Annotated in this window: 25 protein-coding genes and 1 tRNA gene; 18 read left to right on the plus strand and 8 right to left on the minus strand. The window is 59.7% G+C overall.

The annotated features are described in order from the left end of the window. The first annotated feature begins 58 nt into the window (after positions 1 to 58). On the plus strand, positions 59 to 526 hold the full coding sequence (locus AC1RJW_RS11375; RefSeq protein WP_493044997.1) for a DMT family transporter: 468 nt from the start codon (positions 59 to 61) through the stop codon (positions 524 to 526). Positions 527 to 595: 69 nt separating this feature from the next. On the opposite strand, the gene AC1RJW_RS11380 is transcribed toward AC1RJW_RS11375, so the two are convergent. From AC1RJW_RS11380 to AC1RJW_RS11395, 4 genes are all read right to left on the minus strand, one after another. After that, a complete protein-coding gene (locus tag AC1RJW_RS11380; protein WP_493044998.1) occupies positions 596 to 1,936 on the minus strand; it encodes a TolC family outer membrane protein in 1,341 nt (446 codons plus the stop codon). 141 nt (positions 1,937 to 2,077) lie between these two features. Beyond that, positions 2,078 to 2,401 (minus strand): rhodanese-like domain-containing protein, encoded by a 324-nt coding sequence (locus AC1RJW_RS11385; RefSeq protein WP_034788759.1) that lies wholly within the window; start codon positions 2,399 to 2,401, stop codon positions 2,078 to 2,080. A gap of 13 nt (positions 2,402 to 2,414) precedes the next feature. Next, a complete protein-coding gene (locus AC1RJW_RS11390) occupies positions 2,415 to 3,065 on the minus strand; it encodes a protein-L-isoaspartate O-methyltransferase family protein (RefSeq protein WP_493044999.1) in 651 nt (216 codons plus the stop codon). Between the two features lie 170 nt (positions 3,066 to 3,235). Then, complete coding sequence (locus tag AC1RJW_RS11395) at positions 3,236 to 3,886, minus strand: TetR/AcrR family transcriptional regulator (protein WP_493045000.1); 651 nt, start codon at positions 3,884 to 3,886, stop codon at positions 3,236 to 3,238. Positions 3,887 to 4,213: 327 nt separating this feature from the next. Here AC1RJW_RS11395 and AC1RJW_RS11400 point away from each other — a divergent pair, with 327 nt between their 5' ends. Continuing rightward, positions 4,214 to 5,083 carry a head GIN domain-containing protein gene (locus tag AC1RJW_RS11400; protein ID WP_493045001.1) on the plus strand — a complete coding sequence of 290 codons (870 nt, stop codon included), beginning with the start codon at positions 4,214 to 4,216 and terminating at the stop codon, positions 5,081 to 5,083. Between the two features lie 72 nt (positions 5,084 to 5,155). Further along, entirely contained in the window at positions 5,156 to 5,431 is a 276-nt protein-coding gene (locus AC1RJW_RS11405; RefSeq protein WP_493045002.1) for a YkgJ family cysteine cluster protein, read from the plus strand. Between the two features lie 14 nt (positions 5,432 to 5,445). Here the strand turns inward: AC1RJW_RS11405 and AC1RJW_RS11410 are convergent, their stop codons facing one another. Next, positions 5,446 to 5,694 carry a hypothetical protein gene (locus tag AC1RJW_RS11410; RefSeq protein ID WP_493045003.1) on the minus strand — a complete coding sequence of 83 codons (249 nt, stop codon included), beginning with the start codon at positions 5,692 to 5,694 and terminating at the stop codon, positions 5,446 to 5,448. A 138-nt stretch (positions 5,695 to 5,832) separates the two neighbouring features. Between AC1RJW_RS11410 and AC1RJW_RS11415 the strand changes: the two genes are divergently transcribed. The 8 genes from AC1RJW_RS11415 to rfbD all read left to right on the plus strand — a co-directional run bounded on the left by AC1RJW_RS11415 (position 5,833) and on the right by rfbD (position 14,775). Continuing rightward, complete coding sequence (locus tag AC1RJW_RS11415) at positions 5,833 to 6,606, plus strand: DeoR/GlpR family DNA-binding transcription regulator (RefSeq protein ID WP_493045004.1); 774 nt, start codon at positions 5,833 to 5,835, stop codon at positions 6,604 to 6,606. A 33-nt stretch (positions 6,607 to 6,639) separates the two neighbouring features. Beyond that, positions 6,640 to 7,788 (plus strand): MFS transporter, encoded by a 1,149-nt coding sequence (locus AC1RJW_RS11420; RefSeq protein WP_493045005.1) that lies wholly within the window; start codon positions 6,640 to 6,642, stop codon positions 7,786 to 7,788. Between the two features lie 156 nt (positions 7,789 to 7,944). Further along, positions 7,945 to 8,790, plus strand: a complete 846-nt coding sequence (locus tag AC1RJW_RS11425) for an undecaprenyl-diphosphate phosphatase (protein WP_076565829.1) — start codon at positions 7,945 to 7,947, stop codon at positions 8,788 to 8,790. 6 nt (positions 8,791 to 8,796) lie between these two features. Next, positions 8,797 to 10,620 (plus strand): DNA helicase RecQ, encoded by a 1,824-nt coding sequence (gene recQ, locus AC1RJW_RS11430; RefSeq protein WP_493045006.1) that lies wholly within the window; start codon positions 8,797 to 8,799, stop codon positions 10,618 to 10,620. Then, entirely contained in the window at positions 10,620 to 11,102 is a 483-nt protein-coding gene (locus AC1RJW_RS11435; RefSeq protein ID WP_493045007.1) for a hypothetical protein, read from the plus strand. Before recQ ends, AC1RJW_RS11435 begins: the two co-directional genes overlap by 1 nt. Before the next feature lie 44 nt (positions 11,103 to 11,146). Next, positions 11,147 to 12,124 (plus strand): LysR family transcriptional regulator, encoded by a 978-nt coding sequence (locus AC1RJW_RS11440; RefSeq protein WP_493045009.1) that lies wholly within the window; start codon positions 11,147 to 11,149, stop codon positions 12,122 to 12,124. Between the two features lie 216 nt (positions 12,125 to 12,340). Next, complete coding sequence (locus AC1RJW_RS11445) at positions 12,341 to 13,627, plus strand: Glu/Leu/Phe/Val family dehydrogenase (protein ID WP_131373381.1); 1,287 nt, start codon at positions 12,341 to 12,343, stop codon at positions 13,625 to 13,627. Positions 13,628 to 13,902: 275 nt separating this feature from the next. Continuing rightward, a complete protein-coding gene (gene rfbD / locus AC1RJW_RS11450; RefSeq protein ID WP_489629630.1) occupies positions 13,903 to 14,775 on the plus strand; it encodes a dTDP-4-dehydrorhamnose reductase in 873 nt (290 codons plus the stop codon). A 16-nt stretch (positions 14,776 to 14,791) separates the two neighbouring features. On the opposite strand, the gene galE is transcribed toward rfbD, so the two are convergent. From galE to AC1RJW_RS11465, 3 genes are all read right to left on the minus strand, one after another. After that, on the minus strand, positions 14,792 to 15,811 hold the full coding sequence (gene galE / locus AC1RJW_RS11455; RefSeq protein WP_493045010.1) for a UDP-glucose 4-epimerase GalE: 1,020 nt from the start codon (positions 15,809 to 15,811) through the stop codon (positions 14,792 to 14,794). Between the two features lie 143 nt (positions 15,812 to 15,954). Continuing rightward, a complete protein-coding gene (trmB, locus tag AC1RJW_RS11460) occupies positions 15,955 to 16,635 on the minus strand; it encodes a tRNA (guanosine(46)-N7)-methyltransferase TrmB (protein WP_493045011.1) in 681 nt (226 codons plus the stop codon). A 92-nt stretch (positions 16,636 to 16,727) separates the two neighbouring features. Then, positions 16,728 to 16,801 (minus strand) — tRNA-Gly (locus AC1RJW_RS11465). Positions 16,802 to 17,086: 285 nt separating this feature from the next. Between AC1RJW_RS11465 and AC1RJW_RS11470 the strand changes: the two genes are divergently transcribed. The 7 genes from AC1RJW_RS11470 to AC1RJW_RS11500 all read left to right on the plus strand — a co-directional run bounded on the left by AC1RJW_RS11470 (position 17,087) and on the right by AC1RJW_RS11500 (position 24,725). Next, positions 17,087 to 17,323 carry a hypothetical protein gene (locus AC1RJW_RS11470; RefSeq protein WP_143450399.1) on the plus strand — a complete coding sequence of 79 codons (237 nt, stop codon included), beginning with the start codon at positions 17,087 to 17,089 and terminating at the stop codon, positions 17,321 to 17,323. A 300-nt stretch (positions 17,324 to 17,623) separates the two neighbouring features. Beyond that, the gene (locus tag AC1RJW_RS11475; RefSeq protein ID WP_493045012.1) at positions 17,624 to 17,980 is read left to right on the plus strand and encodes a diacylglycerol kinase; all 357 of its coding nucleotides are present in this window, start codon (positions 17,624 to 17,626) and stop codon (positions 17,978 to 17,980) included. Between the two features lie 239 nt (positions 17,981 to 18,219). Continuing rightward, a complete protein-coding gene (locus AC1RJW_RS11480) occupies positions 18,220 to 19,638 on the plus strand; it encodes a mannose-1-phosphate guanylyltransferase/mannose-6-phosphate isomerase (RefSeq protein ID WP_493045013.1) in 1,419 nt (472 codons plus the stop codon). 305 nt (positions 19,639 to 19,943) lie between these two features. Further along, positions 19,944 to 21,023, plus strand: coding sequence for a dTDP-glucose 4,6-dehydratase (gene rfbB / locus AC1RJW_RS11485; protein ID WP_493045015.1), 1,080 nt, complete (start codon positions 19,944 to 19,946; stop codon positions 21,021 to 21,023). After that, the gene (gene rfbA / locus AC1RJW_RS11490; RefSeq protein WP_493045016.1) at positions 21,023 to 21,916 is read left to right on the plus strand and encodes a glucose-1-phosphate thymidylyltransferase RfbA; all 894 of its coding nucleotides are present in this window, start codon (positions 21,023 to 21,025) and stop codon (positions 21,914 to 21,916) included. Before rfbB ends, rfbA begins: the two co-directional genes overlap by 1 nt. A 44-nt stretch (positions 21,917 to 21,960) precedes the next feature. Further along, positions 21,961 to 22,506 carry a dTDP-4-dehydrorhamnose 3,5-epimerase gene (gene rfbC, locus AC1RJW_RS11495; RefSeq protein ID WP_493045017.1) on the plus strand — a complete coding sequence of 182 codons (546 nt, stop codon included), beginning with the start codon at positions 21,961 to 21,963 and terminating at the stop codon, positions 22,504 to 22,506. 278 nt (positions 22,507 to 22,784) lie between these two features. Then, positions 22,785 to 24,725, plus strand: coding sequence for a polysaccharide biosynthesis protein (locus AC1RJW_RS11500; RefSeq protein ID WP_493045018.1), 1,941 nt, complete (start codon positions 22,785 to 22,787; stop codon positions 24,723 to 24,725). Positions 24,726 to 24,912 lie beyond the last annotated feature (187 nt).

The following is a 24,912-nucleotide window of genomic DNA, read 5'->3' on the forward strand; positions in this document are numbered from 1 at the left end:
GGATTTAATGATGACAGCATAATACGATGGCTCCATCAACTCAACTGTGGAGTCAGACATGCATGGATGGATCACCTTGTTTGCCCCGCTGGCCATGCTGGCCGGCGCCGTCGTCCCGTTCCAGGCGGGCGCGAACGCCGCGCTGGGCCGTAACCTGGGCCACCCGCTGTGGGCCACCCTCGCCTCGCTGGCCGTCAGCGCCGTGCTTGCTTTACTGGTGATGCTGGCCTGGCGGGTGCCCGCGCCCGATTTGCACCTTGCCGTGCGCGGGCCGGGCTGGTCCTGGCTCGGCGGCGCGGCCGGCGTGTTTTATATTACGGCCGCGCTGATGCTGGCGCCGCGCATGGGGTCCGGGCCCTTCATGGCGGCCGTCATCGGCGGACAGATGCTGGCCGCGCTGGCCATCGACCGCTACGGCTTGCTGGGCTTTGCCGTCAAGCATATTTCCCCGCTGCACTGGGCCGGCGCGGGCCTGGTGGTGGCCGGTGTCGTGCTGACCCAGTTCGCCAACAGCCGCGCCGTCTGACAACACCGCCAGACGAAAAAAAACCAGCGCCGTTGCCGGGGCTGGTTTTAATGTAGAGCAAGAGCGCGCTTACTTGACGAGCAAGGCGTTGACGGGCATCAAGTCCGTTTCCTTCAGGGTGCCGGCCGCGGCCTTCAGGCGCAAGCCGTTCATGATGGTGTCATAGCGGGCTTTCGACAGGTCTTTTTGCGTCGAGAACAATTGTTTCTGCGCATTCAAGACGTCGATATTGATGCGCACGCCCACTTGATAGCCGAGCTGGTTCGACTCCAGCGCCGACTTGCTCGACACTTCCGCCGCTTCCAGCGCCTTGACTTGCGCCAGGCCGCTATTGACGCCGAGGAAAGCCTGGCGCGCGCCTTGCGATGCCGTGCGGCGTGCCGTTTCCAGGTCGTTGCGGGCCTTGTTTTCCAGTGCGATCGATTCGCGCACCTTGCTCGTCACGGCAAAGCCGCTGAAGATGGGGATGCTCCACTGCACGCCGATGGCGTTGTTGTTATTGCCGCTGCCATTGCCGCCACCCGAGGTGTAGGTATGGCCCGTGTTGGCGATCAGGTCCAGGGTCGGGTAGTGACCGGCGCGGTTGCGGCCGATGTCGCGCTTGGCCGATTCCACGTTGAACTGGGCCGTGACGACGCCGTAGTTCTGCTCTTCCGCCGAGCTCACCCACGGCTCGATGGCGGCCGGTTCCGGCGCGCTGATGACGACGCCCGTGCGCATCGGCGCCAGCGAGGTCGGCGCTTCGCCGATAATGGTTTGCAGGGCGCTGCGCTTGTTGGCCAGGTCATTGATGGCGGCAAACTCTTGCGCCACCACCAGGTCGTAGGCCGCTTGTGCTTCGTGCGTGTCGGTAATCGTTTGCGTGCCGACTTCGAAGTTGCGCTTGGCCGATGCCAGCTGCTCCGTCGTGGCGACTTTTTGCGCCTGCGTGGCGCCCAGGTTGTCCTGCGCACTGAGCACGTCGAAATACGCCTGCGCCACGCGCGTGATCAGGTCTTGTTGCACCTGTGCAAATTGCGCTTCAGCAATCGCCTGCGCCAGCTTGCTTTGCTGGTAGGTTTCCCAGCGATCCCAGCGGAACAGCGGTTGCGCCAGGGTCAGGTTGTAGCTGTTCGTGCGCACGTTCACGGATGGCGAGGTGATCTTGTTGCCGCCGTTGTTCTGGATGATCTGTTCCTGATTGCCACGCGTATTGCTGCCCGAGGCGGACACTTGCGGCAGCAAGCCTGCCAGGCCCTGCGGAACCCGCTCCATCCCGGCCGACAGGGCCGCGCGCGCGCTGGCGTACTGCGCGTCATTGGCCAGTGCCTGCTGGTACACCTGGATGAGATCGGCCGCCTGTGCTTGCAGCGAGCATGTCATCGAGACAAAGGCGCTGGTCATCAGCACGGCGATAAGGGGTTTCCGCATTGCATTTCTCCGTTGGAGTCGTCAAAAGTTGATGGAATCAAAAATCTGCTACCGCTTGCCTTGCGCCCGCCGGATCAGCGGGGTACAGGCCTCCGCAGGCATGCAGGAAAACATGCCTGGGTGCATCTACTGCAAAATAACTTAGTATTTAGGCATTGCGCTGTCGACTTGCAGCGCCCAGGCATGCACGCCGCCCGTCAAATTACTGATCTTGCCAAACCCATTGCGCTCCAGGAAGGCCGCCACTTGCATGCTGCGCATGCCGTGATGGCAGATGCAGACGATCTCGGCGTCTTCATCGAGGTCATCGATGCGCGCGGGAATCGAGTTCATCTGCATCAAGGTGGCACCGTCGAGGTGGCACAGGTCAAACTCCCACTGTTCCCGCACGTCCAGCAGGAACGGACGCGGGCGGGAAGGGTCAGCCAGCCAGGCGGCCAGCTGCGGTGCACTCAAATGCTCCATCGAATCGGTCGCCTCAGAACTGGAAATGCGACGGTGCAACGGCTTGCAGCGGCGTGACATTGGTTTCAAACAGCTTGCGCGTGTCGTAGGCCTTGTCCGAGCTGCGCGTGATCAAATGCGCCGACATGATCGGCGCTTCGCCGATGATGGCCAGGATGCGGCCGCCGACTTTCACTTGTTGCAACAGTACTTCCGGCAACACGGCCAAGGCACCCGACACGACGATCACGTCATATGGTGCGCCCTTGCTCCAGCCCTGGGCGCCGTCGCCCAGTTCCACGGTCACGTTGGTCACGCCGTTGGCGGCCAGGTTCTGCTCGGCCAGGGTTTTCAATTGGGGAACGATTTCCACGCTCGTCACATGACGCGCCTTGTGCGCCAGCAAAGCGGCCATGTAACCGCTGCCGGTACCGATTTCCAGTACATTTTCATGCTTCTTGACGGCTACGTCCTGCAAAATGCGCGCTTCCAGCTTCGGCGTGAACATGCATTCGCCGCCACCCAGTGGGATTTCCGTATCGACGAAGGCCAGGTTTTTATAGGCGGCAGGCACGAAATCTTCACGTTTGACCACGTTCAACAGCTCCAGCACGTCGATATCCAGTACGTCCCATGGACGGATCTGCTGTTCGATCATATTGAAGCGGGCTTGTTCGATATTCATCTTTGGACTCGGTAAGTGAAGTAATAATCCGCCATTTTATCGTTGAACTGGCTGAAAGCACATGTTAACTATAAAGGCGGGGAATGGAGGAAATTTGCGACGATCTGCAGATTTGGGGGGGCGAACCTTGGAAAAGGGGTAACTGAACGGTAGTAGCCAGGCCCGGTGCATCAGCTTTTCCCGGGCGCCTCCGCCTGCAGACTGCGCAAGCTCATGTCGATAAAGGCATCCATATAGGCGAGCGGATCGATATCCTTGACCTCGCACGGCACGAAAGAGTGCGTCCACATCATGAGCATGGTGACGGGCGCGCTGAGGATGGTGCTGACCAGCACGGGATCGATCTGGCGGAATTCGCCGCGCTGCATGCCCCGTTCCAGCAGGCTGACGATCAGCCCGTTGCCGCGCGTGACGACTTCTTCGTTGTAAAACTGCGCCAGTTCCGGGAAATTGTTCGCTTCGGCCAGCATCAGCTTGGTCAAACCGGCCAGTTTGGTGGCACCGAATTCCTCCCACCACTGCATCATCACCTTGCGCAACAATTCGGCGCTGGTGCTGTCCGAAGCGGCCATGCTGTCTTCCGCCTCGCCGATCGACTGCACGATATTGTCGCGCACCACGGCCTTGAACAGCTCTTGTTTATTCTCAAAGTACAGGTACAGGGTGCCTTTCGACACGCCGGCCCGCTTGGCCACATCCTCCAGGCGCGTCGATGCAAACCCCCGTTCGACAAACAGGTCGAGGGCGGCAGCGAGTAATTCCTGCGGGCGGGCATCCTTGCGCCGCTCCCAGCGGGGCTTGGTATCAATCGGGGCTTGCATGTGTCTTTCCAAGTAACTTACTTTTGAGTCATTAATAGTAGCCCTGTCTACGGGCAAGGTCAAGCACGGGCGACGCGGGGCACCGCCCAGTATGCTGAACACGGGTATTGTACGCTCCGTGCCGGCGTTAGCGACACCTCCTCTGGCGCCTGACCTGTGGCGCTGGGTGAACCAGAATGCGTTTCAGCCCCCGTTTTGCGCAGTTCATCGCATTTGCATTCAGCAAAGACAGTCCCTTTGCTATCTTGACATCGACAGCACGGCAGCCGCGGCGCGGCAGCCGGCTTTTTTCTTGTCCTGAACTAAAACAATCATAAAGGAAACACCATGCGTACCTTGCTGGCCCTGTGCTGTGCCGTTGCCCTCGGCGGTTGCGCCATCGTCATCAACCCCAACGATGGCGAAGTGCGCCACGCGGACTCGGGCGGCAATGCCATCCAGGGCAACGAGCAAGTGAGCCGCGACGTGCGCCAGGTCAGCAACATCAACACGCTCGACATCGACAGCATGAAGCGCATCGATCTCAAGATCGACGTGCGCGTGGGGCCGGCAACATCGCTGGTGATCGAAGCGGACAGCAATCTGCAGCCGCGCATCCATAGCGAAGTGAGCGGCAATACCCTGCGCATCTGGAGCGATACGAACATTCGCAGCAGCAATGGCATCCACGTCATCTACACGACGCCGCAATTGAGGAAGATCAACATCTCCGGCTCGGGCCGCCTGGTGGCCAGCGGTTTCAATGGCGAGGATTTCAGCCTGGAGCAGCGCGGTTCGATGAAGAGCGAATTGTCGGGCACGGTGGGACGCTTCGACGTGGCCAACAATGGCTCGGGCAGCGTCAACGCGGCGGCCCTCGCCAGCGGCAACACGGACGCGGTGCAAAACGGTTCGGGCAATATCCAGCTGGGCGGCGTGCGCGGCGAACGCATCAATGTGGCCGTCAACGGCTCGGGCAGCATCAGCGCCAGCGGCGCCGTGCAGCGTCTCGATGCCAACGTGAATGGCTCGGGCGACATTAACCTGGCCGCCCTGCGCAGCGACGTCGCGTATCTGGCGAGCAACGGTTCCGGCGACATCGACGTCACCGTCCAGAATGAAGTCAATGCCCGCGCCAGCGGTTCCGGCCGCATCACCGTGCATGGCGCCCCGGCCCGCCGCACCCTGTCGGGCAAGCGCGTCAGCATCGTGCGCTGAACGCCCCTCTGGCGACGCATGGGGGCCGGCTTGCTATACTGTCGGCCCTCGACCCTTTTCCAGCCCGCTGCCATGCCGTCCCCCGCCGTTTCCCTGGCATGCCGCCCATCCTGCGGCGCCTGCTGCACCGCACCGTCCATCACCAGCCCCATTCCCGGCATGCCAGACGGAAAACCGGCGGGCGTGCGCTGCATCCAGCTGGCCGACGACAACCGCTGCAAGATCTTTGGCCAGCCGGAGCGTCCCGCGTTTTGCGGCGGCTTGCAGCCCTCGGCAGACATGTGCGGCGACAGCCGCGAGCATGCCATCCACTGGCTGGCCGAGCTGGAACGGCTGACGGCGCCCTGAGCGGCGGCAACGCTTTAGTCTGCGGCCTTGGTCCGCACCGAGGCACGCTCCTCATCACGCAAGCGTTTGTATTCCAGCAGCAGGGAAACGACCAGATAGGCCAACAGCACGAACAGGGAAGCGCGCGCATCGCTCCAGTCCAGCGTGCCGTGGCGCTTCCAATGCAGCGCATTGAAGACAATCAGCATGGCCACGACACCCCACCCGCTACGGCGCATGACGCGGCCCAGCAAGGTTGCCATTAATAATTTATTGGAGAACATGGTTTCCTTATTCCATTTTTCCCAACTGTACGCACTTCATATTCCTACGGCAATACCGGCACGCGCGCAAAAGTCACCTTGACTCGATTTGCACGTTTGAGTATATTCATGCACATTCCTGCACGCTTATAAGTTCACATGTCCGCTACCCTGCTCCTCAAACAACGCCACGCCCTGATCCAGCAACAATTGCACGCCGATGGCCGCGTGCTGGCGCTGGACCTGGCGCGCCAGCTCGACGTCTCCGAAGATACGATACGGCGCGACCTGCGCGAAATGGCGGCGGCGGGCCTCTGCCAGCGCGTGTATGGCGGCGCCCTGCCGCTGGCGCCCGCCGCCGGCACCAGTCTGAGCCAGCGCAAGCAGGAAGCGCCCGAACGCAAGGCGCGCCTGGCGCAGGCCGCCGTGTCGCTCGTGCGCGCGGGCCAGGTGCTGTTTCTCGACGCGGGCTCGACCAACCTGGCTATCGCCGGCGCCTTGCCGGAGCTGGCGCTCACTGTCATCACCAATGCCCCCGCGATCGCCATGGCGCTCATGGAGCGTCCCGAGATCGAGCTGATCATGGCTGGCGGCCGGGTCGACCGCCGCGCCGGTGCCAGCCTGGGACCGCAGGCGCTGCGCACGGTCGAGCGCATGCATCCCGACCTGTGCTTCCTCGGTGCCTGCGGTGCCGATGCGGAGGCGGGCGTGACGGCGTTCAACTATGACGAGGCCGAGTTCAAGCGCAGCATCGCCGGCGCCAGCAAGGCGGTCGTCGTGGCCGTCACCAGCGACAAGCTGGGCACGGCCGCGCCTTTCGGCGTGCTGGCCACGGGCTTGCTGCAGCACCTGGTGCTCGAAGCCGATGCCGATGCCGAGCACGCGGCTGCCTTTGAACGGCTGGGCGTGCAAGTGTTGCGCGCCCGCGCCTGATTTTATCCACCCCGACTCTTGAAAAGCTCCCCCATGCATCTCACCGGCACCTTGCAACAACGCGCCACGCGCCTGGTTTTCTTCGCGGCCGGCCTCGGCATGGCCGCCTGGGCCCCGCTGGTTCCCTACGCCAAATCGCGCCTGGGCCTCGATGAAGCCACCCTCGGCGTCTTGCTGCTGTGCCTGGGCGCCGGCTCGCTGTGCGCAATGCCGTTTACGGGCATGCTCACAGCCCGCTTCGGCTGCCGCAAGGTCATCGCCGCCGCCGGCCTGCTCTTGACCGCCATCCTGCCCGGCCTGGCGCTGGCCGCCACGCCGCTGCAACTGGGCCTGGTGCTGCTGGTGTTCGGCGCGGCCATGGGCACCTTCGACGTGGCCATCAACATCCAGGCCGTGATCATCGAAAAAGCCAACGGCGGCGCCATGATGTCGGGTTTTCACGCCCTGTTCAGCGTGGGCGGCTTCGCCGGCGCGGCCTGCATGGCGCTGCTGCTGTGGCTGGGCCTGTCGCCGGCCTGGTCCTGCGCGGTGATGATGCTGCTGCTGTGCGGCGTGCTGGGCGCGGCGCAAGGCCATCTGCTGCCGACGGCGTCCGCCTCCGGCGAAAAAACGCCGCTATTCGTCATGCCGCACGGCGCCGTCATTTTCATCGGGTTACTGTGCTTTATCGTCTTCCTGGCCGAAGGCGCGATTCTCGACTGGAGCGCCCTGTTCCTCACCACCACGCGCGGCGTGGAAGAAGCCAAGGGTGGTCTAGGCTACGCCGCCTTCGCCATCGCCATGACGATAGGCCGCTTCACGGGTGACAAGGTGGTCAGCCGCTTTGGCGGCAAGCGTGTGCTTACTTTCGGCGGCTTGTGCGCGGCCAGCGGCTTCTTCCTGGCCGTGCTGGCGCCGCACGCCGGTGTCGCCATGGCCGGCTTCGTGCTGATCGGCCTGGGTGCCGCGAACATCGTGCCCATCCTGTTCACGGCGGCGGGCAACCAGCATGCCATGCCGGCCAGCCTGGCGGTGGCAGCCATCACCACCATCGGCTATGCGGGCATCCTGGCCGGTCCGGCCGTCATCGGCTTCGTGGCGCACGCCACCAGCCTGAATATCGCCTTCGCCATGCTGGGCGCCGCCCTGCTGCTGGTGGCGGCCAGCGCGCGCCTCGTGGCGCCGGCAAAGCAAGCATCCTGATCGCCCCTCCTGCCTGGTGGACGGCGCTAAAAAAGCGCCGCCCGACAGCGCCCAAATAAGGTCCGCAGGCCTGCGGCGTGGTAAGCTTCGACCCCGCGCACATTGCTGGCGCCATGCAGTCACCCCATCCTGTCAATTACACCCTTGTATACATCTATGGATCTCATTCTTGCGTTAAAAGCCATCATCATGGGGCTGGTCGAAGGTTTCACCGAATTCTTGCCGATTTCGTCCACGGGACATCTGATCCTGGCCGGCAGCCTGCTCGACTTTACCAAGGATGTCTCGAAAGAAGTCATGGATGTCTTCGAGATCGCCATCCAGGCCGGCGCCATCCTGGCCGTCTGCTGGGAATACCGCCAGCGCATCGGCAGCGTGCTGTCCACCTTCAGCACCGAGGTCAAGTCGCGCAAGTTCGTGCTGAACGTGGCCATCGCCTTTATCCCGCTGGCCGTCATCGGACTGGCGATTGGGAAGATGATCAAGCATGCGCTGTTCAAGCCAGTACCGGTCGCCATGGCCTTCATCATCGGCGGCATCGTGATTTTGCTGGTGGAGCGCCGCGCGCGCACCAACCCCGTCACCGTGCGCGTCAACTCGGTCGATGAAATGACGCCGTTCGACGCCTTGAAAGTGGGCTGCGCGCAGGCGTTCGCGCTGATTCCCGGCACCAGCCGCTCCGGTTCGACCATCATCGGCGGCATGCTGCTGGGCCTGTCGCGCAAGACGGCCACCGAATTTTCGTTCTTCCTGGCCATCCCGACGTTGCTGGCCGCCACCGCCTATTCTTTGTACAAAGCGCGCGACATCCTGTCGGCCACCGACGTGCCCCTGTTCGGCCTGGGCACCGTGGCCGCCTTCATCTCCGCCTTCCTGTGCGTGCGCTGGCTGCTGCGCTACATCAGCTCGCACGACTTCACGTTTTTTGCCTGGTACCGCATCGTGTTCGGTTTGCTGGTCCTGGCCAGCGCCCACTACGGCTGGGTTGTTTGGGCAGAATAAGGTACTATGAATCAAGATCTTAACCAGCGCGCGCTGCACCTGCTGCAAACCGTTTTCGGCTACCCGGCCTTCCGCGGCCAGCAAGCCGACATCGTCGATCACGTCAGCCATGGCGGCGACGCGCTGGTGCTGATGCCCACGGGCGGCGGCAAGTCGCTGTGCTACCAGATTCCTGCCCTGCTGCGCGATGGCGTCGGCGTCGTCGTCTCGCCGCTGATCGCGCTGATGCAGGACCAGGTCGACGCTCTGGAAGAAGTCGGCGTGCGCGCCGCCTTCCTCAATTCCACGCAAACCTACGAAGAAGCGAGCCGCATCGAGCGCCTGGTGCGCACGGGCGGTATCGACGTCGTCTACGTGGCGCCCGAGCGCCTGATGACGCAGCGCTGCCTGGACCTGTTCCAGGCCTCGAAGATCTCCCTCTTCGCCATCGACGAGGCGCATTGCGTGGCCCAGTGGGGCCACGACTTCCGTCCCGAATACATCAAGCTGTCGGTGCTGCACGAGCAGTTCCCGGACGTGCCGCGCATCGCGCTCACGGCCACGGCCGACCCGCAGACGCGCGCTGAAATTGCCCTGCGTTTGCAGCTGGAAGACGCGCGCCAGTTCGTCTCGTCCTTCGACCGCCCGAACATCCGCTACCAGATCGTGGAAAAGGCGAATGGCCGCAAGCAGCTGCTCGACTTCATCAACACGGAACACGCGGGCGACTGCGGCATCGTGTACTGCCTGTCGCGCAAAAAAGTCGAAGAGACTGCGGAATTCTTGAACCAGAGCGGCATCCGCGCCCTGCCGTATCACGCCGGCATGGAGTACGCCAAGCGCAGCGCCAACCAGGCGCGTTTCCTGCGCGAGGAAAACATCGTCATGGTCGCCACCATCGCCTTCGGCATGGGCATCGACAAGCCCGACGTGCGCTTTGTGGCCCACCTCGACCTGCCAAAAAGCATCGAGGGCTATTATCAGGAAACGGGGCGCGCGGGCCGCGACGGCATGGCCGCCAGCGCCTGGATGGCGTACGGCTTGCAGGACGTGGTGCTGCAGCGGCGCATGATCGACGAATCGGAAGCGGACGACACCTTCAAGCGCGTGCTGGGCGTCAAACTCGACGCCATGCTGGGCCTGTGCGAAACGCTCAGCTGCCGCCGCATGCGCTTGCTCGAATACTTCGGCGAACCGGCTTCGCCGTGTGGCAATTGCGATACCTGCCTGGTGCCGCCCGTGTCCTTCGACGGCACGGTACCCGTGCAAAAACTGCTGTCGGCCATCTACCGCGTCGACCAGCGCTTCGCCGGCGGCCACGTGATCGACGTGCTGCGCGGCGTGGAGTCGGAACGCATCAAGACCTGGCACCACGATTCGCTGTCGGTCTTCGGCATCGGCTCGGACCTGGGCGAAGCGGAATGGAAATCGATTTTGCGCCAGGCCATCGCGCTCGGTCTCGTCTCGGTCGACCATGAACAATACAGCTCGCTGAAGCTGACCGACGCCTCGCGCCCCGTGCTCAAGGGCGGCCAGAAGGTCCAGCTGCGCCAGTACCAGAAACCGGTGAAAACCAGCAAGCGCAGCACCAGCGTGGCGAAGGGCTATGTCGAGACGGATTTGTCCACCAGCGAGCAGGCGATCTTCGACAAGCTGCGCTGGTGGCGCGTGGAGACGGCGCGCACGCACAACGTGCCCGCCTACGTGATTTTCGTCGACGCCACCCTGCGCGAAATCGCCAAGGCCAAGCCTACCTCGCTCGAGCAGATGCGCGGCGTGAGCGGCGTGGGCGAGAAAAAACTGGCCTCGTACGGCGACGAAATCGTCGCCATGATCCTGGAGATGATTTGATGGAAGCACTCTCTTCCGACCTGATCTATCAGGCCGTAAAAATCCTCGGCGCCCAGCCTGACGCAGAAGACGCGGTGGAAGCGCAAGTACGTGTCCTGGTGCAGGACGACCTCACCGTGCGCCGCCTGGCCGACGTCGTGCCGGAAGCTTTTGGCCTGGTGCTGGCGTCGCACCTTCCCGGTGCCGAAAACATGACCCTGCCCGACACCTTTTGCGCCCAGGACGAAGACGGCGAGTGGGTGGAGTTCCCCCTGCGCCGGGAGCCGATCTTTGTCGTCGCTGCGGATATCGCCCAGCATACTTTCCACAACGGCCCGCGCGCCCTGATAAAAAATCTCGCCGACCGCAGCTCCTTGCTGTCGGCCATCAACAAGGCCTTGAACGCGGGTGGCTCGCTCGAAGGCACGACCCTGGGCCCGCCATCCTTCTTCGGCCTGCCCGCCGCCCTGTACCAGGCGGCGGCCGCACCCGATACGCCCTGACCACCTCACCTTGCCTCTGCCCTTGATAACGGAACGCTGCCGCGATGGAAACCAAATGGCTGGAAGACTTCATCTCGCTCGCTGAAACGCATAATTTCAGCCGTTCCGCGGCCCTGCGCCACGTCACCCAGCCGGCGTTCTCGCGGCGCATCCAGTCGCTGGAAAACTGGCTCGGCATTGACCTGGTCGACCGCACCTCGTACCCGACGCGGCTGACGCCCGCTGGCGCCGTGTTCTACGAGCAGGCGCTGGAAATGCTGGGGCAGATCAACGGCGTACGCGCCCTGTTGCGCGGCAAGCGCGCGGCCACGCAAACGAGCGTCGACTTCGCCGTTCCGCACACCCTGTCGCTGACCTTCATGCCGAAATGGCTGACGGCGCTGGAAGAAGGTTTTGCGCCGATCAACAGCCGTCTGATGGCCCTGAACGTGCATGACGCCGTGCTGCAGCTGGTCGATGGCGGCTGCGACCTGCTGCTGTGCTATCACCATCCGCGCCAGCCGGTGCAGCTGGACCCGGGCCGCTACGACATGCTGGTGATGGGCCGCGAAACCCTGCGCGCATATGCGCGCTGCGGCCAGGACAAGGTGCCGGACTTCGTCCTGCCCGGCAGCGCCAAGGAGCCCCTGCCCTTCCTCTCCTACACCAGCAACGCCTACCTGGGTCGCATGGTGGAACTGCTGCTGGCCGACGCCAAGGCGCCCCTGTTTCTGGAAACCTGCTACGAAACGGACATGGCCGAAGGCTTGAAAATGATGGCGCTGGAGGGGCGCGGCATCGCCTTCCTGCCAGAATCGGCCGTCATGCGCGACGTCAAGTACAAGCACCTGGCGCGCGCCGACGGCGGCGCGCCAGGCTGGGAAATCGAGCTGGAAATCCGCTTGTACCGCGAACGCCCGTCCAGCCTGCGCCCCGGAAAACAGATCGTCGAAAGCCTGTGGCAATACCTGCTGCAGGCGCAGGACGGCAAGGCGCGCGCCGGCAAGCGCCGCAAGCGCACCACCGGGACAGCTCTCTCCTGACTGGCAATCCTGTCAATACAACTATGCATTAAATGCATAACCGGATGCGCACAAAGCATTGGCCGGGGCATGAGGCTATCGCCTACGATGCGGTTCCGCTGCGCGCAGCCTAAAGGTGCGCCTATCACAGCATTTTTGAACGCCAGAAAAAATCATCGCGATGCTCTGCAGATTTTTCGGCGTTACACCACCGTTTTGTCCAGGAGCTTATCAAGCATGACCAGCAAGCACGCACTTCCTTCTTACCTCAATTCCGAAGATCTGGGCCCATGGGGCGTCTACCTCGAGCAGATCGACCGCGTTACGCCTTACCTGGGCAACCTGTCACGCTGGGTGGAAACGCTGAAGCGTCCAAAGCGCATCCTGACGGTCGACGTGCCTATCGAGCGCGATGACGGCACCATTGCTCACTACGAAGGCTACCGCGTGCAGCACAACCTGTCGCGCGGCCCGGGCAAGGGCGGCGTACGCTTCCACCAGGACGTGACCCTGTCGGAAGTGATGGCGCTATCGGCCTGGATGACGGTCAAGAATGCAGCGGTCAACGTGCCATACGGCGGCGCCAAGGGCGGTATCCGTGTCGATCCGAAGACCCTGTCGCGCAACGAACTGCAACGCCTGACCCGCCGCTACACGAGCGAGATCAGCATGATCATCGGACCGAACAAGGATATCCCGGCGCCGGACGTCAACACGAATGAACAAGTCATGGCGTGGATGATGGACAGCTACGCCATGATCGGCGGCAATATGTCGACCGGCGTGGTGACGGGCAAGCCAATTTCGCTGGGCGGCAGCCTGGGCCGCCGCGATGCGACGGGCCGCGGCGTATTCGTCGTCGGTTGCGATGCGGCCGCCAAGGTCGGCATGTCGCTCGAAGGCGCGAAAGTCATCGTGCAAGGTTTCGGCAACGTGGGCGGCGTCGCTGCACGCATGTTCGCTGAAGCCGGCTCGAAAGTGGTCGCGGTACAAGACCACAAGACCACCGTCGTGCATTCCGGCGGCTTGAACATCCCGCAATTGCTGGCACACGTGGCCGAAGTGGGCAGCGTCGAAGGCTTCCCGGGCGCCGAGGCATTCGTGCCGCGCGAAGATTTCTGGGGCATCGATTGCGACATTCTGATCCCGGCCGCGCTGGAACAGCAAATCACGGCCGAGCGCGCACAAGTCATCCGCGCCAAGATCATCTTGGAAGGCGCCAATGGCCCGACCCTGCCGGCAGCGGACGACATCCTGACCGACCGCGGCGTGCTGATCGTGCCGGACGTGCTGGCCAACGCCGGCGGCGTGACCGTCAGCTACTTCGAGTGGGCACAGAACTTCTCGAGCTTCTTCTGGACGGAAGAAGAAATCAACAGCCGCCTGACCCGCATCATGCGCGAAGCGTTCGACGCGGTATGGCAAGTGTCGCAAGAGAAGAAAGTGTCGATGCGTACCGCCACCTTCATCCTGGCGTGCACGCGCGTGCTGCAGGCTCGCGAAGTACGCGGCCTGTATCCATAATGGCTGCCTGAGAAAATGCCTGGGGCGTTGTTGCTTCGCCTCGCCGTACTAGCGTACTGTCTTCGGCTTTGCGCCTGGCCCCAGACATTTTTCAGGCGCCATTGGGTTGCTGACGCTCTAAAAAAATCCCGCCACACTTGCGTGTGAGCGGGATTTTTTGTATGGACAGCGCATGGCAATGCTTACCAGATAATGCACTGAAAAACGAGCGGGCTCTTCACTCAATCCAGCCGCCTTCAGGCATACTATTGACACCAATATAAACAGGAATATTCATGAGCCGAATTTTAATATCCGGAAGAACTGGCCAGGTTGGCTATGAGCTCGAGCGCAGCCTGCAAGGCCTGGGAGAAATCATCGCGCTTGATCGCAGTCAAATGGATTTGAGTAATCTGCAACAGGTGCGGGACGTCATTCGCAGTGTGAAGCCTACGCTGATCGTCAACCCTGCCGCCTATACTGCAGTTGACCAGGCGGAACGCGAACCGGAACTTGCACTGCGCATCAACGGCGAAGCCCCTGGCGTCATGGCTGAGGAAGCCAAAAAGCTTGGCGCCACACTGATACATTACAGTACCGACTATGTGTTCGACGGGAGCAAGGACAGTGCCTATCTGGAAACTGATCCTACCTGTCCAGTGAATGTTTACGGCAGCAGCAAGCTGGCGGGCGAACAAGCCATTCAAGCCACGGGCGTCGCCCACCTTATCCTACGCACCAGCTGGGTATATAGCACGCATGGCAAAAATTTTCTGCTCACCATGCGCCGCCTGGCCCAGGAGCGCGATGCGCTCAATATCGTATCGGATCAATTCGGCGCCCCGACCTGGAGCCGTACGATTGCCGACACCACCGCGCACATTGTCGCGCAAAGCCTGGCCACCGCCGACCAGCAAGCGTGGTGGGATGAGCATTCCGGGCTCTACCATTTGACGGCACAAGGAAAAACCACGTGGTTTGGCTTCGCCGAAGCGATCATGGCCCATGCATCGGTCACGAAAAAGCCGCAGCTGACACCCATACTGGCATCCGAGTACCCGGTCCCGGCACAGCGACCTGCCAATTCGGTATTGTCGTCGCAGAAACTGATGGAGACTTTCTGCGGCCTGCCCAACTGGCATGATGCATTACTGCTGTGCCAAAACTAAATACATCGGCCCTCTCTCAGGCAAGATAGCCTTGCGGATTCTGGTGCTGCCAGCGCCAGTGGTCGCGGCACATGTCGTCGATGTTTTTCTGCGCTTGCCAGCCCAGCAATTGCTTCGCCTTGTCGGCCGAGGCGTAGCAGCTGGCGATGTCGCCGGGACGGCGCGGTACGATGTCGTACGGGACCTTGCGGCCGCTGGCGGCCTCGAAGGCGCGCACGGTATCGAGCACGCTGTAGCCGTGGCCCGTGCCCAGGTTGACGGTAAAGCCGCCCTCGGTGGAGAACAGGCGGTTCAGCGCGACCACATGGCCCAGCGCCAGGTCGACCACGTGAATGTAGTCGCGCACGCCCGTGCCATCCGGCGTATCGTAATCATTGCCGAAGACGGCCAGGCGCTCGCGGCGGCCCACGGCCACCTGGGCGATGAAAGGCATCAGGTTGTTCGGGATGCCACCCGGATCCTCACCGATCAAGCCGCTGGCATGTGCACCGACCGGGTTGAAATAGCGCAACACACCAACCTGCCACTGCGCATCGGCGTGCACGAGATCGGCCAGGATCTGCTCGACCATCAGCTTGGAGCGGCCATAGGGGTTGGTCACGGACAGGCGCGACGATTCCAGGATCGGCAAGGCTTCCGGATCGCCATACACGGTGGCCGACGAACTGAACACAAAACGCTTCACATTCGCCGCCGCCAGCACTTCCAGCAGCGCCACGGTGCCTGACACATTGTTGTCCATGTACATCAGCGGCTGGGCCACGGACTCCCCCACGGCTTTCAAGCCCGCGAAATGGATCACCGCGTCAACAGCGTGCTCGCGCAAGACAGCCGCCATGGCCGTGCGGTCGCGCACATCCGCTTCGTAGAACGGCACGCTTTTGCCGGAGATGCGCTCCACGCGCACCATCGCCTCGCGCGCGCTATTGCACAGATTATCCACCGCGACCACCTCAAAACCGGCAGCCAGCAATTCGACACAGGTATGCGAACCGATGAAACCGGATGCGCCGGTCACGAGTATTTTCTTGGACATAATATCAATCAATGCAAAAAAGATAAGGCTATCGTATTTTACCCGCCTTGCCTAGCCAGCACACGATAGCGTGCATATGAAAAAAGCCTGCGGCGTGGCTGCGGCAGGCTTTTTTTCATGCAAACGGTCCAGATGGGCCACATTTATTTCTTGATAAACACCAGATCCCACACGCCGTGGCCCAGCTTCAAGCCGCGGTTTTCAAACTTGGTCAGCGGACGATACGCAGGCTGCGGCGCATAAGCATCGGCGCTATTGCGCAACTGCGGCTCGGCGCCCAGCACTTCGAGCATTTGCACCGCGTAATCCTCCCAATCGGTGGCGCAATGCAGATAGCCGCCCGGCGCCAGGCGATCGGTCAATTGCTTGACGAACGGCGACTGGATCAGCCGGCGCTTGTTGTGGCGCGCCTTGTGCCATGGATCAGGAAAGAACACATGGATGCCGGCCAGCGAATTGGCGGGAATCATGTGCGTCAGCACTTCCACGGCATCGTGCTGGAGCAGGCGCAGATTCGTCAGCGACTCTTCGCCGATCAGCTTCAACAGGCTGCCAACACCGGGCGTATGCACTTCCACGCCGATGAAATCCTTTTCCGGCATGGCTTTGGCGATATGCGCCGTCGTCGCGCCCATACCGAAACCGATTTCCAGGATGACGGGCGCCTTGCGGCCGAACACCTGCCCGAAGTCCATGGACTCCTTAGCGAAAGGCAACAGGAACTGCGGCCCCAAGGTCTCAAGCGCGCGCGCCTGCGCGACAGACAGCCGTCCCGCGCGAGTCACGAAGCTGCGGATGCGGTGTTCGGTCGGATCGTACATCATCGGCCGCGCCGGGCCGTTTGCTGGGGTATCAGAGGACATGGGAATGAAGAAAATAGTGGCCGCGCCGCACAAAGCCAGGCGCCAGCGGAAAATGGAGCGGGTGAAGGGAATCGAACCCTCGTCGTAAGCTTGGGAAGCTTCTGCTCTACCATTGAGCTACACCCGCGAAGCCTGCATTTTACGCGGGATGGGAAGGACTTGGCAAACTTGCGAAGCGCCATCTGATATCGTAACGTACCATCCAGTAACCGTGTACATCGGATAGACGCATAACGAATATGTCAACTCAGAACAACATCATGAGGAAAAAAACAAGAAAATGCTTTAATATGAAGCTGAAATACCGTTAATTATTGTCATCATGATGTGTGCAACACAGACCAGCAGGAGAAATGTTGCTACAATCGCGTGACAGCTTTAACATTTCCCTGTTTAACCTAAAGGATATCCCATGAAAAAAATTCTGATCGCTTCGGCAATCCTCTGCTTCGCTTCCGCGCAAGCAATGGCTCAATCCACGCCAGCCCCAGCACCAGCTGCCGCCCCAGCAGCTGGCGCTGCCGCTGGCACCACCGTTGCAGGTCTGAGCGTCAGCACCATGATCGCAATCGGCGCAGCCGTTGCCGTTGTAGCCGGTGCAGCCAGCTCGGATTCGACCACCGCGCACACCACCCCAACCCACCATTAATACCTGGCTGCCCAGGCAGCGACAGGTAAGTCCAGCCTGCAGCTTGATGTTGAGCCGAAAGGTGAAGGCTTGGTGCAGTAATAGTTGACATAGTCAAATATGTTGACTATTGCAAAAAAGCCCTTTTCATTTGAAAATGGGCTTTTTTACTTTTTATTAAACATCAAAAAGATTGGCAGCAATCTTTCTGCTGTGGGCGAATGATGTTATATCGTTGGGCCACGCCTGCGATCCTCATCTATTCATTAAGAGATCCGCTTTCATGCCATTGAAATATCCTGCAACATCCCTTCAGTTACCATGAAGAATCAGCCTTTCTTCAAGCGCATGGGATTTGCCCTGCAGGGGATGAGCGCTGCTTTCCGCATGGAATCTAGCTTCCGTCTGCAATGTCTGGCTGCGCTGATGGTACTCATAGTGCTCTCCTGGTGCAAACCTGCCTTGATATGGTGGGCACTACTATTGCTCAATTGTGGCATGGTCCTGGCTGCGGAATTGTTTAATACCGCGCTGGAACACCTGATCGACCACCTTCATCCAGCCCTGCATCCGAGCGTCAAGATTGCCAAGGACTGCGCAGCAGCAGCAGTGTTGCTCCTCAGCATGACTGCCATATGCGTGTTTGTTGCTTTTTTGCTTGAAAACGTTGCGTGCTAAGTAGGAATACAGGACTAGCAAACTACAATAGAGGACGAGCTAACGTACGTGCGTCTCCGGGTCTATAAAGTAGAGAAAAAATACAAAATCTCTAGTTGATTAAAATATTGCCCCAGTTTGCGCTATTGACTTTTTGCCAGCACGTACGCCGCTGTACAAGAGCGCGACAAGCCGGGCAAGTTTTAATACATGACGAATTATTCCGCTCTATACAATATTAAATTTACATTGAAGCATAAATGACTATCCCTCTCTTACCAGTGATTCTTTGCGGCGGTTCTGGCACACGTTTATGGCCACTTTCGCGCGAGGCATTCCCAAAGCAGTTTCTGCGCTTGTCGAATCAGGGCAGCATGCTGCAACAAACACTGCAGCGTCTGGCCGGGATCGACACTGTTTCGCCAGCACTGCTGGTATGCAACGAATCCTCGCGTTTTATTGTCGCCGAGCAAGTGCGCGAGATCGGCCTGGAAAATAGCCGCATGCTACTTGAACCCATGCGCCGCAATACGGCACCGGCGATCGCCTCAGCCGCCTTGCATGCAATGGAAAATGGCGAAGATCCGCTCCTGCTGGTGCTGCCATCGGACCACGTCATTTTGGATACCCCGGCTTTCCATCGCGCAATCTCACTGGCGCGTACTGCCGCAGAGGCGGGTCATTTGCTGACGTTCGGCATCACGCCAACGGGACCGGAAACAGGGTACGGTTATATCCGCGCCGAAGGCGCTGCAAGCGGGCAAGTCCAGCGCGTACTTGAATTCGTGGAAAAGCCGGCCTTGGCGCTGGCAGAACAATATATCGCCAGCGGCGATTACTTCTGGAACAGCGGCATGTTCCTGTTCCGCGCCAGCCGCTACCTAGAAGAGCTGGAGCGCTTCCAGCCCGCCGTCCTAGCCGCGTGCCGCGCTGCCATCACCGCTGCGAAGAGCGACCTCGACTTCATTCGCCTGGACAAGGATGCCTACGCCGCCAGTCCCGATATCGCCGTCGACTACGCCGTCATGGAGCGCACCAGCCATGCGGCTACCATCGCCCTTGATGCCGGCTGGAATGATATCGGCTCCTGGAAAGCCGTACTCGACGTGGCGGAAAAGGATGCCAGCCAGAATAGCACCCAAGGTGACGTGCTGATCCAGGATTGCAACGATTGCCTGGTGCACAGCAGTAGCCGCATGGTCACCGCCATCGGCATGCGCAATACCGTTATCGTGGAAACCGCCGACGCCGTGCTGGTCATGGATGTGGACCAGGCACAACAGACGAAAACCTTGGTCGCACAATTGGTCGCCAGGGAGCGTCCCGAAGCCACCATGCACCGTGAAGTCTTCCGTCCGTGGGGCTCCTATGATTCCATCGGCAATGGCGACCGCTTCCAGGTCAAGCGCATCATCGTCAAGCCGGGCGCCAAGCTGTCCCTGCAAATGCACCATCACCGCGCCGAGCATTGGATTGTTGTCTCCGGTACCGCCCAAATCACCAACGGCGACAAGGAATACCTGTTGACGGAAAACCAGTCCACCTATATTCCGCTTGGGGTGGTGCACTCACTGGCCAATCCAGGCAAAGTACCACTGGAACTCATTGAAATCCAGTCTGGCAGCTACTTGGGTGAAGATGACATCGTGCGGTTTGAAGACCGCTACGGCCGGGTTTAAGCAGGCACGTCAAGGGATATGGCCTTGCCATACCCCTTACTGAAATCGAGCTTGAAAAATGATCCCCCTATCACTTCAATGGAATACTAGGGTACTCAGATAGATTATTACCTGAAGACAACCTTGGGGTGACCCGCGGCAGTAAGGCAGCGGCAAGTGCGGTGCTGCTCCGGATACGCGGTTGTATCTTGATGTATTGCATGTCAAGGTTAGGTGTCTATAAATGACATTGTCATCTGTTTAAACCGTGAAACAAATCTTCCGTCAAATATTTAATAATTCCCAAGCAAGAAAAGGATAACAGCATGATTTTAGTTACTGGTGGCGCCGGTTTCATCGGATCCAATTTTGTACGTGACTGGCTGGTGCTCAATCAAGAACCCGTCGTAACCCTTGATAAACTGACCTACGCGGGCAATCTCAGCAATCTGGCAAGCCTGGAGCAAGACCCACGGCACATCTTCGTGCGCGGCGACATTTGCGATACCGCCCACATTTCCCGCCTGCTGGCCGAACACAAGCCACGCGCCATCGTACATTTTGCTGCGGAAAGCCATGTCGATCGTTCGATCCATAGCCCCGGCGAATTCATTTCGACCAACGTCAACGGCACCTTCAGCCTGCTCGAAGCAGCACGCGCCTATTGGTCCGCACTAGACGGTGATGACAAGAATGGCTTCCGCTTCCTGCACGTCTCGACGGATGAGGTGTATGGCACCCTGGGACCGAATGACCCACCATTCACGGAAACGACGCCGTATGCGCCAAACAGCCCGTACTCGGCATCGAAAGCGGCGTCTGACCACTTGGTGCGTGCCTACTTCCATACCTATGGCATGCCGGTGCTCACGACCAACTGTTCGAACAATTATGGTTCCTTCCATTTCCCGGAAAAACTGATTCCGCTCATCATCAGCAATGCCCGTGCCGGCAAAGCCTTGCCTATCTATGGCGATGGCATGCAAGTGCGCGACTGGCTTTACGTGGGCGACCATTGCTCGGCGATCCGCCGCGTCCTGGAAGCAGGACGCTTGGGCGAGGTTTACAATGTGGGCGGCTGGAATGAAATGGCCAATCTGGAAGTCGTGCATACCTTGTGCGACATCCTCGACACGCTCGATCCTAAGGCATCGGGCAGCTATCGCGAACAAATCACCTATGTGCAGGATCGCCCCGGCCACGACCGCCGCTATGCCATCGATGCGCGCAAGATCGAGCGAGAACTGGGCTGGAAGCCGGCCGAAACGTTTGAAACCGGTATCCGCAAGACGGTCCAATGGTATCTCGACAACCAAGCATGGGTACGCGACGTGCAATCGGGTGACTACCTGAAATGGGTGGAAAAGAATTATGCAGCACGCGATACGGAACAGGAGGCAGATTGATGAGCACGGCGATCAAACGTAAAGGCATCATCCTGGCCGGCGGTTCCGGCACGCGCCTGTATCCAGTCACCATGGCGGTATCAAAGCAACTGCTGCCAGTGTATGACAAGCCGATGATTTACTATCCGCTGACCACACTGATGCTGGCTGGCATACGCGATATCCTGATCATCTCGACGCCTCAGGATACGCCACGCTTCCAGGAGTTGCTGGGCGATGGTAGCCAGTGGGGTATCAGCCTGACCTATGCCATACAGCCGTCTCCTGATGGCTTGGCACAGGCGTTCATCATCGGCAAGGAGTTCGTCGGTGACGCGCCATCCGCCTTGATCCTAGGCGATAATATTTATTACGGTCACGACTTTGAGACGCAATTGCGCGAAGCGTCAGCGCGTACCAGCGGCTCCACCGTGTTCGCTTATCACGTGCACGATCCAGAACGCTATGGCGTGGTCGACTTCGATCAACAACGGCGCGCTGTCAGCATTGAAGAAAAGCCACTTAAGCCAAAATCGAACTACGCCGTCACCGGCCTGTACTTCTATGACAACCAGGTATGCGACATCGCAGCAGGCATCGCGCCTTCGCCGCGTGGCGAACTGGAGATTACCGACGTCAACCGTGTCTACTTGGAACGCGGAGAGCTGAATGTGGAACTGATGGGCAGAGGCATGGCATGGCTCGATACCGGCACTCATGAATCGCTGCTAGAAGCAGGTCAATTTATCGCTACCATCGAGAATCGCCAAGGTCTGAAAGTCGCTTGCCCGGAAGAGATAGCCTATCGCAAAGGCTACATCGACGCTGCCAAACTGGAACAACTGGCACAACCGTTGAAGAAGAATGCGTATGGCCAATACCTGTTGCGTTTGCTCGACGACAAGATATTCTGAGGCGCCCCGCGCCATCCACTTAGTTCATACCATACTAATAAATCATGCAAATTCAGACCACAGACATACCTGGCGTATTGATACTCGAACCCACCGTATTTGGTGACGACCGCGGCTTTTTTTATGAGAGCTTCAACAAAAACCGCTTCGCCGAACTGACCGGCGTGAAACGCGAATTTCTGCAGGATAACCACTCCAAATCCGCCAAGGGGGTATTGCGTGGTCTGCATTATCAAATCCAGCAGCCACAAGGCAAACTGGTGCGCGTCACCGCAGGTGAAGTATTCGACGTCGTCGTTGACCTTCGTAAAAGCTCGCCCACGTTCGGAAAATGGGTCGGCGTCGTACTGTCGGCTGCGAACAAACGTCAGTTGTGGGTGCCGGAAGGTTTTGCACACGGCTTCATGGTGACCAGCGACAGTGCGGAGTTCCTCTACAAGACTACCGATTACTGGGCACCGGAATTCGAGCGCTGTGTCTTGTGGAACGACCCCGCGATCGGCATCAACTGGCCATTGGAGGGTGAGCCGTTGCTGTCAGGCAAAGACAAAGCCGCCCCCCTTCTGGCCAACGCCGACCTCTTCGTCTAACCCTCACACCTGCGGTACAGCATCAGGCATCTTTGACCTTAGGTGGAGCGTGGAATCAAGGCGTATTGCGTAATCCACCGTACCGCGGCGGCTTTATTCCAGGCACCGTCCGTACACTCAAGAACAATAGGTGAACGCAAAACCGATGCCTGTACCGCCTTGCGGCGCCCCAGCAAAAAAACTCACAAAACACCCGCACATTTACCGATCTATCTTAAAAAAACATCATGCTACATTTTATGATTGTTCATCGCTTTAATTTACGCTTGAATTAATCGATGAAAACAAAATTTCTGAATCTCTCGCGCTTTCACAAACAAGTGGTCGCAGCGGCAGCCGATGCTATCTGCATTCCATTGACTTTTATTATTGCGATTGCACTGCATCTGAACACGGTGAATGTGACGTCCCTGAGTGCATATGCGGTGCTCATAGTTGCCGCACCGCTCATTTCGATACCGATCTTCGTCCGCATGGGCCTGTACCGTGCGGTCATCCGCTATATCGACCACCAGATTGTGCTGATGGTAATCACCGGGGCGGCCCTGTCTGTTATTACTGTGGCACTCGTGAGCCTCGTCCTCCCCAACCTCACATTTTCCGTGACCCCGTATCTGATCTTTACCGCCTTGCTGATCATTTATCTGCTGGTAAGCCGGTTCTCCGCGCGCGGATTTTTCCTCGGTGACCGGCGTGGGCCACAGCGCATGCGCGTGGCAGTCTACGGCGCAGGGAGGGCAGGCATACAGCTGGCAAATGCCCTGCGCCTTAGTGCGGAGTATCTTCCCATCATCTTCCTGGACGACAATCCTCAACTGCATGGGGCCAGTATTGCCGGGATCAAGGTCTGGTGCCCGACCCGCCTCGATGCCATCCTGCAAAAATATCAAATCAGCGCAATACTGCTGGCTATGCCTGGACTTAACCATGCCCAACAGCGCGCCATCATCGACCGCCTCACACCGCTGAAGATCAAAATCAAGGTTACCCCTCCCATCCAGAGCCTGGTAAAAGGCTCGTTACGGGTGGAAGATGTCCGCGAGATAGAAATCGAAGACCTGCTCAGTCGCGACCCGGTTGCCCCCAACAGTTCCCTGCTGTCGGTCTGCATCACTGGAAAATCGGTAGCGGTGAGCGGTGCCGGCGGCTCCATTGGTTCCGAACTGTGCCGTCAGATCGTCATGCTGGCGCCAAGCCGCCTGGTGCTCATTGAAATGTCCGAGTATGGCCTGTATGCCATCGATCAGGAACTGCGGGCCATGGCCTTAGCGAACGGCATTGAAGTCGAATTGATTCCATTCCTGGGCTCGGTACTCGACACAAAAAAATGCGAAAACATTTTCACGCAATTCAAAGTGGAAACCGTGTATCACGCTGCAGCCTACAAACATGTGCCACTGGTAGAACAAAACCCGATCGAAGGCATCCGAAACAACACCTTCGGTACGCTCAGTCTGGCACGCGCCGCAGTAGCTGCCAAAGTAAAACGCTTTGTCCTCGTCTCCACCGACAAGGCAGTGCGGCCAACCAACGTCATGGGTTCCACCAAGCGCCTGGCCGAGCTGATATTGCAGGCATTCTCGCGCCAACATACGCAGACACGCTTTTGCATGGTGCGATTTGGCAATGTACTGGGTTCGTCCGGTTCCGTCGTGCCGCTGTTCAGGCGCCAGATCGCCGCTGGTGGCCCCGTCACTCTGACACATCCGGAAATCACACGCTATTTCATGACCATTCCCGAAGCGGCGCAGCTGGTGCTGCAAGCTGGCGCAATGGGGCGTGGCGGCGACGTGTTCGTTCTTGATATGGGAGAGCCAGTCAAGATTGCCGACCTGGCCAGGAAAATGATTTACCTGAGCGGACATGAAGTCCGCGGCGATGCTGCCCGGGGCGGCATTGAAATTCGCTATGTTGGCTTGCGGCCGGGCGAAAAGCTGTATGAAGAATTGCTCATCGGCGACAATGTCACCGGCACCGAGCATCCGCTCATCATGCGCGCGCAAGAGGCGGAAATTGTCTGGCCCGTGCTGGAGCAAATGCTCAAACAGCTCGAGCGGGCATGCGAGCAGGGAGACCACGAAGCCATCCGCGATCAGTTACGAAAAATCGTTCCAGAGTTCACACCGTCATCGGATATCGATGACCATCTGTGGAAGGGTTGGCTTGCGACCGTAGCGGCGAACCTGGTTCCGCCCTCGCACAGCGATATGACTGTCTGAGCATTGCCGCTCGCAGCGATGCCGGCCATCGTTGCGCTGGCTTTACGCTTACCCTCCAGGGGCAATTGGTCCGCGTCAATTGTCAGCATTATCGCTGCAGAGGTCGCAGCTGCAGGGGCTGCGGCACGTTGCGCCTTCAGGAGCCGGTTCGGGCAGCGTAACCGGGCGCTGCAATAACAAGTCAGCA

Source organism: Janthinobacterium sp. GW822-FHT07A03 (assembly GCF_058798815.1).